Source organism: Verrucosispora sp. NA02020, from assembly GCF_013364215.1.
In the GTDB taxonomy this organism is placed as follows: Bacteria; Actinomycetota; Actinomycetes; order Mycobacteriales; family Micromonosporaceae; genus Micromonospora.
This window is the reverse complement of record NZ_CP054923.1, coordinates 1,703,764-1,719,750: the sequence shown is the minus strand read 5'-3', so window position 1 is coordinate 1,719,750 and position 15,987 is coordinate 1,703,764. Positions and strand designations below refer to the sequence as shown.

17 protein-coding genes are annotated in these 15,987 nt (G+C 69.3%); 8 read left to right on the top strand and 9 right to left on the bottom strand.

The genetic code is table 11. The features are described 5' to 3' along the window. Window positions 1–46: 46 nt before the first annotated feature. Window positions 47–1,894, top strand: coding sequence for a dihydroxy-acid dehydratase (gene ilvD / locus HUT12_RS07520; protein WP_131052033.1), 1,848 nt, complete (start codon window positions 47–49; stop codon window positions 1,892–1,894). A gap of 7 nt (window positions 1,895–1,901) precedes the next feature. Here the strand turns inward: ilvD and HUT12_RS07515 are convergent, their stop codons facing one another. The 5 genes from HUT12_RS07515 to HUT12_RS07495 form a co-directional block, all read right to left on the bottom strand. Continuing rightward, entirely contained in the window at window positions 1,902–2,684 is a 783-nt protein-coding gene (locus HUT12_RS07515; protein WP_176092643.1) for a transposase family protein, read from the bottom strand. A gap of 127 nt (window positions 2,685–2,811) precedes the next feature. Further along, window positions 2,812–3,594, bottom strand: coding sequence for a transposase family protein (locus HUT12_RS07510; RefSeq protein ID WP_176092643.1), 783 nt, complete (start codon window positions 3,592–3,594; stop codon window positions 2,812–2,814). Window positions 3,595–3,820: 226 nt separating this feature from the next. Next, window positions 3,821–4,240: a VOC family protein gene (locus tag HUT12_RS07505; RefSeq protein ID WP_176092933.1), complete on the bottom strand. Its 420-nt coding sequence runs from the start codon at window positions 4,238–4,240 to the stop codon at window positions 3,821–3,823. 35 nt (window positions 4,241–4,275) lie between these two features. Further along, window positions 4,276–4,680 carry a helix-turn-helix domain-containing protein gene (locus tag HUT12_RS07500; RefSeq protein WP_131052031.1) on the bottom strand — a complete coding sequence of 135 codons (405 nt, stop codon included), beginning with the start codon at window positions 4,678–4,680 and terminating at the stop codon, window positions 4,276–4,278. Window positions 4,681–4,831: 151 nt separating this feature from the next. Then, window positions 4,832–6,799 carry a hypothetical protein gene (locus HUT12_RS07495; RefSeq protein WP_176092932.1) on the bottom strand — a complete coding sequence of 656 codons (1,968 nt, stop codon included), beginning with the start codon at window positions 6,797–6,799 and terminating at the stop codon, window positions 4,832–4,834. Window positions 6,800–7,078: 279 nt separating this feature from the next. Here HUT12_RS07495 and HUT12_RS07490 point away from each other — a divergent pair, with 279 nt between their 5' ends. From HUT12_RS07490 to HUT12_RS07460, 7 genes are all read left to right on the top strand, one after another. Continuing rightward, complete coding sequence (locus HUT12_RS07490) at window positions 7,079–7,963, top strand: helix-turn-helix transcriptional regulator (RefSeq protein ID WP_131052040.1); 885 nt, start codon at window positions 7,079–7,081, stop codon at window positions 7,961–7,963. Continuing rightward, complete coding sequence (locus tag HUT12_RS07485; RefSeq protein WP_176092931.1) at window positions 7,956–8,150, top strand: DUF397 domain-containing protein; 195 nt, start codon at window positions 7,956–7,958, stop codon at window positions 8,148–8,150. The genes HUT12_RS07490 and HUT12_RS07485 overlap by 8 nt, the downstream gene beginning before the upstream one ends. Before the next feature lie 298 nt (window positions 8,151–8,448). Beyond that, window positions 8,449–8,712, top strand: a complete 264-nt coding sequence (locus HUT12_RS07480; RefSeq protein ID WP_131052028.1) for a hypothetical protein — start codon at window positions 8,449–8,451, stop codon at window positions 8,710–8,712. 15 nt (window positions 8,713–8,727) lie between these two features. After that, window positions 8,728–8,988 (top strand): hypothetical protein, encoded by a 261-nt coding sequence (locus HUT12_RS07475; protein ID WP_176092930.1) that lies wholly within the window; start codon window positions 8,728–8,730, stop codon window positions 8,986–8,988. Further along, window positions 8,985–9,641: a hypothetical protein gene (locus HUT12_RS07470; RefSeq protein WP_176092929.1), complete on the top strand. Its 657-nt coding sequence runs from the start codon at window positions 8,985–8,987 to the stop codon at window positions 9,639–9,641. The genes HUT12_RS07475 and HUT12_RS07470 overlap by 4 nt, the downstream gene beginning before the upstream one ends. Beyond that, a complete protein-coding gene (locus tag HUT12_RS07465; RefSeq protein ID WP_176092928.1) occupies window positions 9,628–10,053 on the top strand; it encodes a hypothetical protein in 426 nt (141 codons plus the stop codon). The genes HUT12_RS07470 and HUT12_RS07465 overlap by 14 nt, the downstream gene beginning before the upstream one ends. A gap of 73 nt (window positions 10,054–10,126) precedes the next feature. Continuing rightward, window positions 10,127–10,441 carry a hypothetical protein gene (locus HUT12_RS07460; protein WP_131052024.1) on the top strand — a complete coding sequence of 105 codons (315 nt, stop codon included), beginning with the start codon at window positions 10,127–10,129 and terminating at the stop codon, window positions 10,439–10,441. Between the two features lie 151 nt (window positions 10,442–10,592). Here the strand turns inward: HUT12_RS07460 and HUT12_RS07455 are convergent, their stop codons facing one another. The 4 genes from HUT12_RS07455 to HUT12_RS07440 form a co-directional block, all read right to left on the bottom strand. Next, a complete protein-coding gene (locus HUT12_RS07455) occupies window positions 10,593–11,222 on the bottom strand; it encodes a DUF4352 domain-containing protein (protein ID WP_254876743.1) in 630 nt (209 codons plus the stop codon). A 493-nt stretch (window positions 11,223–11,715) separates the two neighbouring features. After that, window positions 11,716–14,172, bottom strand: a complete 2,457-nt coding sequence (locus HUT12_RS07450) for a glycoside hydrolase family 2 protein (protein WP_176092926.1) — start codon at window positions 14,170–14,172, stop codon at window positions 11,716–11,718. Continuing rightward, complete coding sequence (locus tag HUT12_RS07445; protein WP_176092925.1) at window positions 14,169–15,089, bottom strand: carbohydrate ABC transporter permease; 921 nt, start codon at window positions 15,087–15,089, stop codon at window positions 14,169–14,171. Before HUT12_RS07445 ends, HUT12_RS07450 begins: the two co-directional genes overlap by 4 nt. Next, window positions 15,086–15,979 (bottom strand): carbohydrate ABC transporter permease, encoded by an 894-nt coding sequence (locus HUT12_RS07440; RefSeq protein ID WP_254877033.1) that lies wholly within the window; start codon window positions 15,977–15,979, stop codon window positions 15,086–15,088. The genes HUT12_RS07445 and HUT12_RS07440 overlap by 4 nt, the downstream gene beginning before the upstream one ends. Between the last annotated feature and the right edge of the window lie 8 nt (window positions 15,980–15,987).

Here is a 15,987-nt window from a genome sequence, read left to right as displayed (position 1 = left end):
GCGTGTGCCTGTCCGACACCGGGTTCACGGTGCAAGACTGGTACGCATGCCTGAGCTGCGGTCGAAGACCTCCACGCACGGTCGGATGATGGCCGGCGCCCGGGCCCTGTGGCGGGCCACCGGGATGACCGACGACGATTTCGGCAAGCCGATCGTCGCCATCGCGAACAGTTTCACCCAGTTCGTGCCGGGTCACGTACACCTCAAGGACCTCGGCGGGCTGGTCGCCGAAGCGGTGGCCGAGGCCGGCGGCGTGGGCCGGGAGTTCAACACGATCGCGGTCGACGACGGCATCGCCATGGGCCACGCCGGCATGCTCTACTCCCTGCCCAGCCGGGAGTTGATCGCCGACGCGGTGGAGTACATGGTCAACGCGCACTGCGCGGACGTCCTGGTCTGCATCTCCAACTGCGACAAGATCACCCCGGGCATGCTGCTGGCCGCGCTGCGGCTGAACATCCCGACGGTCTTCGTCTCCGGCGGCCCGATGGAGGCCGGCAAGACGGTGGCGATCGAGGGCGTCGTCCACTCCAAGATCGACCTGATCGACGCGATGGTCGCCTCCTCGAACGAGGCCGTCACCGACGACCAGCTCGACGCCATCGAGCGCTCCGCCTGCCCGACCTGCGGCTCCTGCTCCGGCATGTTCACCGCCAACTCCATGAACTGCCTGACCGAGGCGATCGGGCTGGCCCTGCCGGGCAACGGCTCGACGCTGGCCACCCACGCCGCCCGCCGGGCGCTCTTCGTCGAGGCCGGCCGCACCGCCGTGGAGATCGCCAGGCGGTGGTACGACCAGGACGACGCCTCGGTGCTGCCGAGGATGGTGGCCTCCCGGGCCGCGTTCGAGAACGCCGTCGCGCTGGACGTGGCGATGGGCGGCTCGACGAACACGATCCTGCACCTGCTGGCCGCCGCCCGCGAGGCCGAGATGGACTTCACCGTGGCCGACATCGACGCGATCTCCCGCCGGGTGCCCTGCCTGTCCAAGGTCGCCCCGAACTCGCCGCAGTACCACATGGAGGACGTGCACCGGGCCGGTGGCATCCCGGCCATCCTCGGCGAACTCGACCGGGCCGGGTTGTTGCACCGGGACGTGCACGCGGTGCACTCCCCCTCGCTCGACCAGTGGCTGGCCGACTGGGACGTGCGCGGCGGCTCGGCCACCCCGGAGGCGATCGAGCTGTTCCACGCCGCGCCCGGTGGCGTGCGGACCACCGAGCCGTTCTCCACCACCAACCGCTGGTCGAGCCTGGACACCGACGCCGCGAACGGCTGCATCCACGACCGGGAGCACGCGTACTCCGCCGACGGCGGGCTGGCCATCCTGCACGGCAACATCGCGCCCGACGGCTGCGTGGTGAAGACCGCCGGGGTGCCCGAGGAGTGCCTCACCTTCCGGGGGCCGGCGAAGGTCTACGAGTCGCAGGACGACGCGGTGACCGCCATCCTGGCCAAGGAGATCGTCGCCGGGGACGTCGTGGTGATCCGCTACGAGGGCCCCAAGGGCGGCCCCGGCATGCAGGAGATGCTCTACCCCACCTCGTTCCTGAAGGGCCGGGGGCTGGGCCGGGCCTGCGCACTGCTCACCGACGGCCGGTTCTCCGGCGGCACCTCCGGGCTCTCCATCGGGCACGTCTCGCCCGAGGCGGCCTCCGGCGGGCTGATCGCGCTGGTGGAGCCGGGCGACGAGATCGTCATCGACATCCCGAACCGGTCGATCGACCTGAACGTGCCGGCCGACGTGCTGGAGGCCCGCCGGATCGCCCAGGAGAAGCGGGACCGCCCGTACACCCCGGTCGACCGGCAGCGTCCGGTCTCCGCCGCGCTGCGCGCGTACGCCTCGATGGCCACCTCGGCCAGCGACGGCGCTTACCGCCGCGTCCCGGAATGAGCCATTTTCATCGTGCGTGGCGGTCGGCTTCGACGTGGTGCAGGACGAGGATGGCTTGCACGATCGCGGTCGCTCGGCGTGGGCAGCAGCGCAGCTTGATCAGGATTTTCCAGGTCTTGAGGGTGGCGATCGCGCGTTCGCCGCGAGCGCGGATCTTCGCGTGGGCCCGGTTGACGGCTCTCTGCCGGGATGACAGCTTCGGCCGGAAGCGGCGCCGCTTGAACGGGGTGCGCACGCTGCCGTGGGTGCCTTGATAGCCCTTGTCCGCGAAGGTCATCACGTCGGCGCTGGTCAAGACGTCGATGATGCCGTGGGCGCGGGCGGCGGTCAGGTCGTGCGTCGAGCCGGGCAGCGCGGCCGAGGCCCAGACGAGACGCCCGGCTGCATCGGCGATGACCTGCACGTTCACTCCGTGACGCTTGTGCTTCCCGGAGTAGTACGGCTTCTGGTTGGCGACCCGGTCGATCGGGATCAGGGTGCCGTCGAGGATCGCGTAGGCGAGCAGCCGGATCCTGGTCATGGCCGTGGCCAGGTCGCCGGCGGTCGCGGCGAGCAGGTCGATGGCCTCGCGGACATAGCGCCAGGCCGTCGTGACGCCGATCTCGAATCCGACGGCCAGGCGGGCCAGGGTGTCGCCGTTGCGCAAGTGGGCAAGGGCGAGCAGGGCTTGCCGGCCGGGGGCGAGGCGTCGCCACCGGGACCGTCGCTGCTGGCGGCGGGTTCGGATGAGGGCGGCGAGGTGGTTCAGGCTGCGGGTGGACAACGGAATCGCGGCAGGGTAAGACAGCACAGCGAGGCTCCCGGTTGGGGCATCTGATCTTGGTCGATTGCTGTCTTACCGGGAGCCTCGTCCTACCTGGACACCGGCTTCCCGCACCACCCGTGACCTGCACCGTCACGATGAAAATGGCTCATTTTCATCGTGCGTGGCGGTCGGCTTCGACGTGGTGCAGGACGAGGATGGCTTGCACGATCGCGGTCGCTCGGCGTGGGCAGCAGCGCAGCTTGATCAGGATTTTCCAGGTCTTGAGGGTGGCGATCGCGCGTTCGCCGCGAGCGCGGATCTTCGCGTGGGCCCGGTTGACGGCTCTCTGCCGGGATGACAGCTTCGGCCGGAAGCGGCGCCGCTTGAACGGGGTGCGCACGCTGCCGTGGGTGCCTTGATAGCCCTTGTCCGCGAAGGTCATCACGTCGGCGCTGGTCAAGACGTCGATGATGCCGTGGGCGCGGGCGGCGGTCAGGTCGTGCGTCGAGCCGGGCAGCGCGGCCGAGGCCCAGACGAGACGCCCGGCTGCATCGGCGATGACCTGCACGTTCACTCCGTGACGCTTGTGCTTCCCGGAGTAGTACGGCTTCTGGTTGGCGACCCGGTCGATCGGGATCAGGGTGCCGTCGAGGATCGCGTAGGCGAGCAGCCGGATCCTGGTCATGGCCGTGGCCAGGTCGCCGGCGGTCGCGGCGAGCAGGTCGATGGCCTCGCGGACATAGCGCCAGGCCGTCGTGACGCCGATCTCGAATCCGACGGCCAGGCGGGCCAGGGTGTCGCCGTTGCGCAAGTGGGCAAGGGCGAGCAGGGCTTGCCGGCCGGGGGCGAGGCGTCGCCACCGGGACCGTCGCTGCTGGCGGCGGGTTCGGATGAGGGCGGCGAGGTGGTTCAGGCTGCGGGTGGACAACGGAATCGCGGCAGGGTAAGACAGCACAGCGAGGCTCCCGGTTGGGGCATCTGATCTTGGTCGATTGCTGTCTTACCGGGAGCCTCGTCCTACCTGGACACCGGCTTCCCGCACCACCCGTGACCTGCACCGTCACGATGAAAATGGCTCAATGAGTGAAAGGAAGGGCCCCCTGCTAACGCCTCGCGTATAGCAGGGGGCCCTTCCTAACATTCCAGACGGCGCCGCACTCGACGTGCGCGGCCCGGTGCGCTCAAGACTGCGCGAACATCTGCCCGATGCGGATCTTGTTGCCGAACGGGTCACGGATGCCGAAGTCGATCCCGTACGGCCGTTCCATCGGCTCGTCGGTGATGTCCACGCCCTTGGCGACGAGTTCCTCGTGCGTCTTGTGGGCGTCGTCCGTGGTCATGAACAGGAAGCCGCCGGCCGCCCCCTTGGTGAGCAGCTCGCGGACCTGCTCGGCGGTGGCCGGGTCGAGGCTCGGCGGTCCGGGCTTCTCCAGCAGGATCTCGCGCCCCCGGTCACCGGGCAGGTTCACCGTGAGCCACCGCATGAAGCCCAGATCCTGGTCGGTGTTCACTTCCAGGCCGAGCTTGCCCACATAGAAGTCGAGCGCCTCGTCCTGGTCGAGGACGTAGACCTGGGAGCGGCTGATCGCGTTCATCGTCATGCCCGAAACGCTAATGCAACGCCCTGACCTGCTGCTTATCCAAAACTGCTCGGCCTCGTCCAGGCTTTGGTGAAGCAGCCCGGCACCGGCGCGGTCGGCGCGATGCGCCGCTTGCGGTAGTCGGTGGGCGACTCGCCGACGATCTGTCGGAAGGTGCGGCTGAACGTGCCGAGACTGCCGAACCCGACCGCGTTGCACACCTCGGTCACGTCCTGCTCGGTGTGCAGGAGGAGGTACATGGCCCGCTCCACCCGACGCCGTTGCAGGTAGCGGTGCGGCGTCTCCCCGAAGGTCGCCCGGAACGTACGGATGAAGTGCGCCTCGGAGACGTACGCGATCCTCGCCAGCGTCGGGATGTCCAGCGGTTGCGCGTACGCGCGGTCCATCGCGTCCCGGGCGCGCAGCATCGCCCGGTTCGTCTGCTCGACCGCCCTGCTCACCGGCCATCTCCCCACGACGCCGAACAGATCAGGCCCGGCCGGCACGAATCCGACGGGCACTCCACTGGCCGGAGCCTACGCTCCCCGGTCGGTCAGCCGACGACGTCGACAAGCGCCACCACCGGTTCGCCGCTGCCGGCGGCCGCGCGACTCATCCTTCGACGGCATACAGGTCGGGAGCTTCGGCGATGAGGTGTATGCCCTCGTCGTCATGGAGGTGGAGGGTGCAGCCGGCCCGGGTGAACCGCACGGTCAGCACCTGCCCGACGTGTCGGGCGGCCAGCCGCAGCAGCACCGGCACCGGGTCGGCGGGCAGGGCGGTCGGCGGGGCCTCGGGCACCGGGATGGGCACCACCGCGTCAGCCGGCGCGGCACTGGCGATGGTGTCGGTCAGGCACTCGACGCACCAGGCCAGCGCCGCTTCCAGGGTCGGGCGGTAGGGCCACTCGTCGGGGCGGACCGGGGCGTCACGCGGTCGCAGCTCGACCGACCAGCGCAGCCCGCTCAGGTAGCGCGGATCGTCGGCGTTGTGCCGCAGGTCGCAGATGCTGACCTCGCACGCCAGGTCCAGGCCGAGTGCGAGCCGGATCAGCACGGTCAGCGGCGGCGCGTCGGGGCGTACCGCCGTCACGATCAGCCGACCTGCGGGCTGGCCCCGACCGGCGGCGCGCACGTGCTCGCCCACCGGATCGGCTCCGGCCCAGGGCAGCGTGACGTGGCCGCCCCGCAGTCGCGCCTCGATCTCGTGCCCGCCGTCGGCTTCGGCGAGGTCCTCCGGCCGTACGCCGAGGACGGGTGCCCAGGCGGCCAACCGATAGCGGTCGGGGAGCTGGACCACCGGCTTGCCGCCGGGTTGGGTGGCGACGAGCGTGACCGGCTCCGGCGTGCCGGTGTGCCAGGTCAGGTGCACGACCCGGTGCCGCAGGTCGGTGAGCGTGAGCACCACCGCCTCGTGCAGCCGGTGGGTGCCGTCGCAGGTGAAGCAGGCCAGCACGGACGTGTGCAGCCCGGCGCCCCGGCAGCGTGGACAGCCCGCCTCCACCCCACGGCCGCCGAGCCGGCAGTCGCAGCTGCGCAGGCGGCTGCCGGGCACGCAGTCCGGGCAGGGCCGCCAGCCGGTCTCCGCACCGAGCCAGGCCGGTTCGGGCGGCGTGAAGCCGCGCCGCAACGGCACCCGCACCCGGCGTACGACCTGGCCGGTGAGCTGCTCCACGAGGGTCTCGACCGGATCGCCGTCACGCAGGCTGCTGTGCCACCACCGCCCGTCCCGCCAGATGGCCTGTGCGCCGGGCAGCTCGGCGCCGTCGACCGGGTCGACGCAGTCGGCGAGGATCCGCCGTTCGAGCTGGTCCACGTCGACGGACGGCACGGCGGGCGGGCGCGGTCGATCGGGCTGCACCAGCCGGGCCGCGACACCCCGGCCGCGCTCGGTGAGCCCCGCGAGCGCGTCGGCCACGTCGGTGCGGGTCAGCGCCTGCGGCAGGTCGGGTTGCCCGCTCCGGAAGCCCGGCACCGGCGAGCCGGGCACCTCGTACCGGACGTCCCAGCCCATCCCCGGCCGACGTACCTCGATCACCAGGTCGAGCAGGAGCAGATCGGCGAGCACGCAGAGTCGGACGAGCCGTTCGGCCGGATCGACCGGCGGCACCGGTTCGCTTCGCCCGAGGAAGAGCAGCCAGGGCAGGTAGTCCATCCGCACGATCGCCTGAGCCTCCAGCTCCAGTCGTTGCACCAGCGGCGCGTCGGGTCGCCACTGCTGCGGCAACCACAGCTCGGGTGCCTCGTCGGTGACGGCCGCGCCGATGCGGGCGGCCAATTCGCGTACCTTCCGGCCCAGGTCGACCACCCATCCGGACTGCGTGCGCTCCGGGTCGAGACCTCCCGGCACGACGCGGTGCGAGGCGACCGCGCCGGTGTCCAGGTCGGCCACGCTGAGCACCACCTGCGCCCGCCGTTGCCCGCGCCGCCGACAGCGCCCACACGGGTCCGCCACAGTGCCCGCGCCCCGGCACTGCTCGCAATCCCGGTACGCCACCCGATGCGCGGGTATGGCGGTCTCCTCCGCCAGGAACCGGTTCCCGAAGCTGGTGCACCGGCACGGCAGCAGGCGAAAGGTCATCCCGTCGCAGTCCGGGCAGGTTATGACCGTCACCGCGTACCCGCCTGCTTATCGTCTGCCCACTGCGGCGGTGGGAATATTGTGCACACGAATCGGCACCACCTGTTCTGGGATCGGGATCGACGTCGCGGTCATCGCTGTTGTCGGGCTCATCTTGTAGGGTCGGAAACACCATCACAATGAATGTCTCGTCATACGTTTCCGATACTTGATCGCACCAATTCGGAGTTCCACGACCGCCGTCAGGATGTTGCAAAACCCGACAGGAAGGAGGGTGCGATGGCCGAAGACATGGGGTCGACAGTGCCCCGACGACAGCTCGGCAGGACCTTGCGTGACCTGCGCACCGAGGCCGGCATCACGCTCGATGCCGCCGCCGAGGCACTGGAGTGCAGCCGACAGAAGGTGTGGCGGATCGAGAGCGGCCTCGGCTCCGTGCGCGGCGTCGACGTCCGCGCGATGTGCGAGTTGTACGCCGCCCGCGCCGAGCTGACCCGGGCGCTCACCGCACTGGCCACCGAGACGAGAGCAAAAGGCTGGTGGCACGCCTACGGCGACGCCATCCCCGACTGGTTCGAGCTGTACGTCGGCCTCGAATCCGCCGCATCGAGACTGCGGTTCTACAAGAACAGCCTCGTGCCGGGCATCTTCCAGACCCGGGACTACGCCCGGGGCATCTATCGGATCGACCAGCCCGACATGACCGACGACGACCGCGAACGCGCCGTCGACCTGCGTCTGCAACGCCAGTCCCTGCTGACCCGCCGCCTGCCCAAGCCACCACAGGTGCAGGTCGTCCTCTGCGAGTCCGTCCTACTCCGACCGGTCGACACACCAACTGTCACCGCTGAGCAGTTGAGGCACGTGCAGGAGTTGAGCAACCTGCCGGACGTCTCGGTTCGGTTCCTGCCACTCGCCGCCGGTCCGCACCTTGGCGCGGTCGGCGGCGAATTCGTGATGCTCGACTTCCCCTTGGGTAACCGCGCCACTCCCGAGCCTTCAGTCGTCTACTGCGAGTCGTGGACCGGGGCGCTGTACCTGGACCGGCCGACCGAGTTCGCCGCCTACGAAAAGGCATGGTCGAGCTTGCTCAGCCTCGCCCTTGATGAGGAACAATCAAGGCGACTAATCGACAAGATCATCGAGGAGGTTCACCGTGGTTGACCTGACCGGTGCCCGCTGGCGCAAGAGCACCCGCAGCGGCGGCAACGGCGGCGAGTGCGTCGAGGTCGCCGACAACCTGCCCGGCGTCGTCGCGGTCCGCGACAGCAAAGACCCACACGGCCCCGCCCTCACCTTCACCCCCGCCGCCTGGGCCACCTTCCTCACCACCACCCGCACCACCGACTGACCTGCGAACCCGGGGGACCTCAGGATCTTGGACACTTTCCGTTCGACTCGAACGGAAAGTGTCCAAGATAGACAGTCGTCGCCCACGATTACGCCGAATGCTGGGCGCTTTGCGCAGTTTCTCCGCCGACTTCGTCACCGGCACTGGGCTGATCACCTTCTGCGGCGTGCGCCGTCGTGGAGCGCACGGCAGCCGACTACCTGTAGTTACCGGGGCTGCGACCCACGCTCGTCTCCGATAGTGTCCGCCCGACTACGCAGACATGACCTGTTTTCGCGGACGGCGGTAGGAGGACGGCATGGCCAGCATCGAAGAGGTCAAGGCGGCACTGATGCAGGCAGCCGAGCAGGGCAACGCCACGATCAACCAGATCCGAGCCGCCGCCGACAACACCGAGCAGATGCTGAGCCGGTTACGTGCCGTCGCCGCCGGCACCGGCCATCCGACGATCGCCGAGGCCATCGCCCGGGGCGAGCAGAGCAAACAACGGCTGGCCGAGGCCATGACCCTCGTGCAGGGCAGCTCGGAGGCCGCCCGCCGCTACGTCGGCATCCTCGGCTGAGCAGCCACCACCATCATGAGTGTCGGCGAGGTCAAGGCGGCTCTTCGCGCCGCCGTCGAAGCCGCCCGCCAGGGACGACATGGGTTCGACCAAGCGGTCTCCGAGGCCGAGGCGGCGACCCGCACGGCGACCGCCCTCCTGCACGGCAGCCGACACGAGCACGTGAGGGCCACCCACGAGGCCCTTGCCGCTGCCGGGGCAGAGGTCGCACCGACTCGCCGCCGCTTCAAGGACACCGCCGAACAGGCAAGCGACTACCTCACGCGACTCGGATGAGCGGCAGCATCGCCGAACTGGTCGCGCAGCTTCTCGCCGTACAACAGAAGCTTGATGCCGCTGCGGTGACCGCGCTACGCGCCCGGACGGACGCCGAGGTGGCCTTGGCCCGGCTGGTCGAGGTCCAGCGGGGCACCAATGACCAGCGGCTACGCGCGGCCGTCGGGGACGCCGAGGTGGCCAGGGACAAAGCCGGCCGCTACGCCCGCCTGTTGTCCGAGGCTGCTCGCCACATCACCGCGTACGTCAACACGATCGCCCCCGGCGCCGCACCCACCGCGCCTGCCGCCGACAGTGCCTTACCCACCGGCGAGCGGGTGGTGACCGAGGCCGAGCGACGCGGACGGCGTGCAGACATCGCCTGGCGAAAGCAGGTCAAGAAGGCCGACGACATCGAGGACGGCCTGAAGAACGCCGAGACCAGCGCCCGTGAGACGTTCAAGTTCTTCAAGCAACACGGCGACGGCCAGGGTGGCACCACGAGTGGAACGGCAAGCCCAGGACCCATGCCGGCACAGGATCGGCCGCACGTCGACAACCCAGTGACGGCAACGGTGATGGCCGCTGGCGCGTTGGCAGTGACGGTGAAGGCCATATGGAACCATGGCAAAGCGCGACGAGCGAGGAAGCGGGACGACAATGATCAAACCTGAGCTGGCCGAGTATGTCCGCACGATGGTTCGTGGCGATCACGTTGCCAACGACGCGGTTGAGGCCAAGCTTGACGCCGAGGGCTGGGACGGCCTTCCGCGCTACCTCGCGGCAGTCTTCTTCCTCGCCGTCGATCGCCGCTTCGGCGAGACCACCGGCCGCGCCGAGGTCATCGCCTTCGTTGGCGAGCTACGCGCCGGGCTCGCCAACGGCGGGCCCGAGATCAATGCCGAGGCTGCCGAGCAGCTCATCATGTCCATCATCGACCCATCGCTGGACTACTCGATGAGCCAGCAAATGATCGGCCGCATCCAGGCAGCCACGGTGCAGAAGATCCTCACCGAGGAAGACCTGCCGGACAACGAACTGGACGCCATACTCGCGGAAGCCGTTACGCTGTCGTCCCGTCCCTGAGCACTCAGGGGCGATCGGTGCCGCCCGAACTTCCTCGTCCCCCACCACCTGTCACATTGCCTACTATAAATTCGTGGAGGAGAAGGATCGCGCTGCCGGCCAGGAGGACCACGCACTGGCCGACTTCGTCCCCGAAGAACTCGACGAGATCCCCGCCGACGCCTCCGGCGAGACGAAATTTCTCTACCTCGTTGCCATCGCCGTGCAGATCGGGCAGATCGCGGTCACCGTGTGGGGGCTCGACCGCCTCTCCGATCCGAGCGTCGGCACCTGGGGCAAGATCGGCGCGGGCGCGGCCATCATCGTGGCGATCGGGATCTGCCTGAACGCCTGGAGTTCCGCCTACCACTCCGCCGCCTGGGACGAGCACCGCCCCAAGCCCGAGTGATCGCTCAATACTGATCGTGCGGCGGTCATACAGCCCGTCGGCGAGCCACGTGTAGAACTCGCCGACGGGCCAGAGATCAAGCACAGGCCACCGAGCGGGGCATCGCGTCAATCATCGAACCCTCGATGAATCGGCCGAAGGCGTCGGCCACTCACAGGACCACGACAGCATCCTCGGCGAAGGTGAACAACCCGGCGTCGAGCGTGATGCTCTTGAGTTTGGTGCCCTTCGGCACATCGAAGTAGACGTTCGCCGTCACCGAGTTACCCGGGTTGATTTTGTCCAGGAATCCCTGCGCGTCGCTGTTGCCGTAGATCCCGGCCGTTCCGTCGGGCTCGAACTCTCGGCCCCTGTCGTCCTGTGCGGTCAGGGCGCTATCTGCGTGAAATGTCTGGGCGCTCTTGGTGACGTTCTTGACGGTCACGCTGGCCTTGCAGAAGGTGCCCTGCGCCTTGGCGTTGAGGAATTCGCTGCCGACCCGGGAGATCCCACACTTCACGCTCTTGACGGTAAACTCGAAGTCACCGCCACGCACCTTGTCGCCGATACCGGTGGCTTTCGACTTCGCCGGCTCCGGCTTCTCCGCCGCCTTGGTCGGCTCCGCTGCCGCCGCCTTGGTCGCTGGTGCCGATTCCGGCGCAGGCGCCGTGTCATCGGCAGCGGGAGCCCCACTGCTCGCGGAGGTGACTTCGGTCGTCGTGTCGCCGCCGGCCAACCCGACCACCAGCGCGCCACCGCAGCACAGCATGACGAACGCGCCTACACCAATGAGGGTGGGCACCAGCCACGAGGTCCGCTTCCTGGGCACGGGCGGTGCAGGGAACTGGGCTGGTGCCGGTGGAGGTAGTTGACCGCCGCCCGAAGGCGGTAGCTGCGCTGCGGGCACCTGCGGGAACTGCGCGGTCGGCGGTTGACCAGCCGGGGGCGGGTTTTGGGCAGGGTCGTATGGGGCCGTCATCGAGTGGTTTCTCCCGGGTCTCGTCCAGCACTACCGCGTGATCAGTAAAGCGCTCCAACGGTGCCACGGTTAAACGCAGAAATGGTCGTACGGGCGGCCTGGCTCGCGCGACGAGTTCACTGTGGAACCAACCGAAATGCTGATTCGACCGTCAGACGTCAAGCCAATGCGACGGACCGGCGCACCCGACCGAAGTGCGGCAGAATCGACGCCGAGGCTGAATTCTGTCGGATATCCGCCATCCCGATCCCCTGGCTCGATCAGACGGAATATGCAAATCCGAGAGAACAATGGGTGCCGCACATGCGACAGACGATCAGTCGTTCACGCAGCGGAGCACCGGGCGACTGGTGAGGGCGGTCGGGTCCAGGGGTGCCGACGACCGCACGACGAACGTCGTCGACTCACCGGGCAGCAGCGTCACCAGGGCCTCGTCGACCTCGGCGGACGGGTCGAGCCGGTCGGGATGCAGGGTCAGGTCGCGCAGGACGGTGTGGGCGGTGACGCGTACCCGCTGGGTGCCGTCGACCTCTTCCACCACGGCGTCGAAGGACGCGGTCGGCCAGGGGACGTCGCGGTCCTCGGCGAAGAACCACAGTGCCCGGTCGGGGCCGGCGTCCGCGACGAGCAGTTCGGCGCGGGCCTCGTCGGGCCGGGTCAGCTCCGCAGGCAGCGCCAGCGTCACCGAGGTGCGGGCCGGCACCGCCAGCTCCAGCGTGGTCTTCGCGCGGGGCTCCCCGGTCAGGGTGAGCCGGGTGACCGTGGTCGACGCGTGCCACGGTCGGCCGCCGTCGTTGACCGCGACCAGGGCCAGGCCGCCGTCGCGGGGCTGGACGGTGAGCAGGCGGTCGGCGTAGGACCGGCGCAACGCGTACCAGAGGGGTTTGCGGCGTCCGTCGCCGTCGACGGCGGCCCACGAGGTGACCGGCCAGCAGTCGTTGAGCTGCCAGACGATGGTGCCCATGCAGTAGCCCCGGTGGGAGCGGAAGTGCTCGACCCCGAGTTGGATGGCGCGGGCCTGGTTGAGCTGGGTCAGGTAGTGCCAGTCGTCGAAGTCGCGCGGCGCGGGCAGGTGGGCGTCCAGGCCGCGACGCAACTTGAGGTCGCCGTCGGTGGCCTTCTGGTGGTGGGCCATGCCGGGTGAGTCATGCGCCAGCGGCTCGTCGCTCAGGGCCCGCCGCAGGGTGGCGTACGCCGGTGGCGCCTGGTAGCCGAACTCGGCGACGAAGCGGGGCAGGTGCTCGCGGTACTTCGTGTAGTCGTCGGTGTTCCAGACGTCCCAGATGTGGGTCGTGCCGTACGCCGGGTCGTTGGGGTGGACGTCCTCCCGGCCGGAGTACGGGCTGCCGGGCCAGTACGGGCGGGTCGGGTCCAGCTCGGCGACGATCCGGGGCAGCAGGTCCAGGTAGTAGCCGTGTCCCCAGGTGCGTCCTGCGAGCGGCTGCTGCCAGTCCCAGTCGTGCCAGCCCCAGATGTTCTCGTTGTTGCCGGTCCACAGCACCAGCGACGGGTGCCCGGCCAGTCGGGTCACCTGTTCGGCGGCCTCGGCGGCCACCTCGGTGCGCAGCGGTTCCTCCTCCGGGTACGCCGCGCAGGCGAAGAGGAAGTCCTGCTGCACCAGCAGGCCCCGCTCGTCGGCCAGGTCGTAGAAGTCGTCGGACTCGTACCGGCCGCCGCCCCAGACCCGCAGCAGGTTGACGTTGGCCGCCCCGGCCTGGTCGAAGCGGTGCGCCAGACGGTCCCGGGTGACCCGGTGGGGGAAGGCGTCGTCGGGGATCCAGTTCACCCCGCGCACGAAGAGGGGCACGTCGTTGACGTGCAGCGTGAAGGGGGCGCCGTGCGCGTCGGGGGTGGTGTCGAGGCGTACCGAACGGAAGCCGATCCGCCGGTGCCAGTCGTCGAGGGTCGCACCGTCCGGCCCGCGCAGCGTCACCGTCAGGTCGTAACGGGGTTGACCGCCGTGGCCGCGCGGCCACCACAGCTCCGGTTCGTCGACGGTGACGGTCAGCACCGCCGACCGCTCCCCCGCCGGGATCGTCACCCCGGCGGTGGCACCGGCCACCTCGGCGTGCACGGTGACCGGCACGTCGGTGGCGCGGTCGACCTCGACGTGCAGCTCCACCCGGCCGGTGCCGTCCTCGACGGTGACCAGCGGGTGCACCCGCGCCAGCCGGGCGGTCGACCAGCCGTGCAGGCCGATCTCCTGCCAGATCCCGGCGGTGACCAGGGTCGGGCCCCAGTCCCAGCCGAAGTTGCAGGCCATCTTGCGGATGAACGGGAACGGCTCCGGGTACGCGTTGGGCCGGTCGCCGAGCCGGTCGCGCTGCGCCTCGGCGTACCGGTAGGCGGAGTCGAAGCGGACCGCGAGGTTGTTGTCCTCGGCGCGCAGCAGCGAGGTCAGGTCGAAGCGGTACGCCCGGTGCATGTTCTCGGTGCGGCCGACCTCGACACCGTTGAGCGTGATCGTGGCGACCGTGTCCAGCCCCGCGCAGACCAGGTCGAGGCGCTGGTGGTCGCCGTCGGGCCGGTCGAAGGTGGTCTCGTACACCCAGTCGGTGCGGCCGATCCAGGCCAGCGCGGTCTCGTTGTCGTCCAGGTACGGGTCGGGGATCAGGTCCGCCGCGAGCAGGTCGGTGTGCACGCAGCCGGGGACGGTGGCCGGCACCACCCGACCGTCGACCTCCGGTGGCACCTGCGGGCCGGGCACCGGTCGCAGGGTCCAGCCGTCGTGCAACGGCAACCGGTCCGGCCGGCTCCCCCGTGCGTCGCTCAAGACTTCACCGCGCCTTCCATGATTCCTCGGACGATCCGGCGACCGCCGATGACGAGCACGACCAACAGTGGCACGGTGGCCACGAACGCACCCGCCAGCACCCGTCGATAGATCACGTAGTTGCCGCTGGCCAGGTCGGAGATGGCCACCATCGAGGTGGGATAGTCGGTGCCGTTCAACGTGATCAGCGGCCACTGGAAGTCGTTCCAGGTGGCCACGAACGTCAGCAGGCCGAGCACCGCCAGCGCCGGGCCGATCGCCGGCAGCACCACGCTCCAGTAGATCCGCATGGTGGTGGCACCGTCCACCCGGGCCGCCTCGACCAGTTCGTCCGGCACCGAGTTGACGATGAACTGTCGCATGTAGAACACGCCGAAGGCGGTCACCAGGCCGGGCACGATCACTGCCAGCAGCGTACCGTTCCAGCCCAGCTTGCCCATCACGATGTAGAGCGCGACGACGCCGAGTTGGTTGGGCACGGTCAGGGTGAGGACCACGAAGAGCATCAGTGGTCGGCTGCCCCGGAACCGCAGCTTGGCGAAGGCGAACCCGGCGAGCGAGCAGAAGAACAGCACGGCGGCGGTGACCGTGGTGGCGACGATGACGCTGTTCACCAGCGAGGCGGCGAAGTAGACGTCCTGGAGGGTGAAGACCTCGTTGAGGTTCACCAGGAACTGGTCACCCGGGACGACCGCCGGCGGCACCTGGGCGGTCGCCTCGTCGGTGCTGGTGGCGATGACGAACATCCAGTACAGCGGGAACGCCGCGAACAGCGTGGTCACCGCCAGGAAGAGGTACGTCCCGACGCCCGCCGGGGTGTCCTGCGGGGCGCGGCCGTACGCCCCGGTCCGCCTGCGTCCACCGGGCGGTGTGCCCGGCTTTCGGGGCCGGGCCTCCGTGGTGCTCGGTGCGCTCATCTCCGGCCCCCCGAGATGCGGTTGGTCAGCAGGGTGTTCAGGGCCGCGACCACGAGGATGATGAGGAACAGCGCCCAGGACATCGCGGCGGCGTACCCGAGGTTGAGGTCCTTCCAGCCGACCTTGTAGACGAGCTGCGCCACGGTCTGCCACTCTCCGCCGGCCCCACCGCGTGCGGTCTGCGCGTTCAGGTCGAACAGCATCGGCTCGGTGAACAGTTGCAGCCCGCCGATGGTGGAGAGCACCACGGTGAAGATGACCACCGGGCGGATCATCGGCACGGTGATCCGCCAGAGCTGTCGCCACGGCCCGGCTCCGTCCAGGGCCGACGCCTCGTAGACGTCACGCGGGATGGACTGCATCGCGGCCAGATAGAGCAGGGCGTTGTAGCCGATCCACTTCCAGTTGACCATCGTGGCGATGGCGATCCAGGAGTGGAGTTTGTCCGCCCGCCAGTCGATCGGCGTCTCGGTGCCGATGCCGAGCAGGCCCAGCGCCCAGTTGGCCATACCGAAGTCGCGGGAGAAGAAGACGTTGAACACCAGTGTGGAGGCGGTGATCGGGGTGATGTACGGCAGCAGCGCGCCCACCCGCCACCAGGTCTGCGCCCGTAGCCGCCGGTTGAGCATCGACGCGATGACCAGCGCGAGCAGCAGTTGCGGGACGGTGGAGAGCAGGAAGATGCCGAAGGTGTTGTAGAGCGCGTTGCCGAAGTCGCCGTCGGTGAGGAGCCGACGGAAGTTCTCCGTACCGGCCCAGCCGGTCAGCTCCGGGTCGTCCAGCCGCCAGTGGCGTAACGCCACCACCCCGTTGAAGATCATCGGGAACAGGCCGAACACGAGGAAGAGCAGGAAGAACGGCGCGATCAACAGGTAGGGCACGTACCGCATGTCGAAGC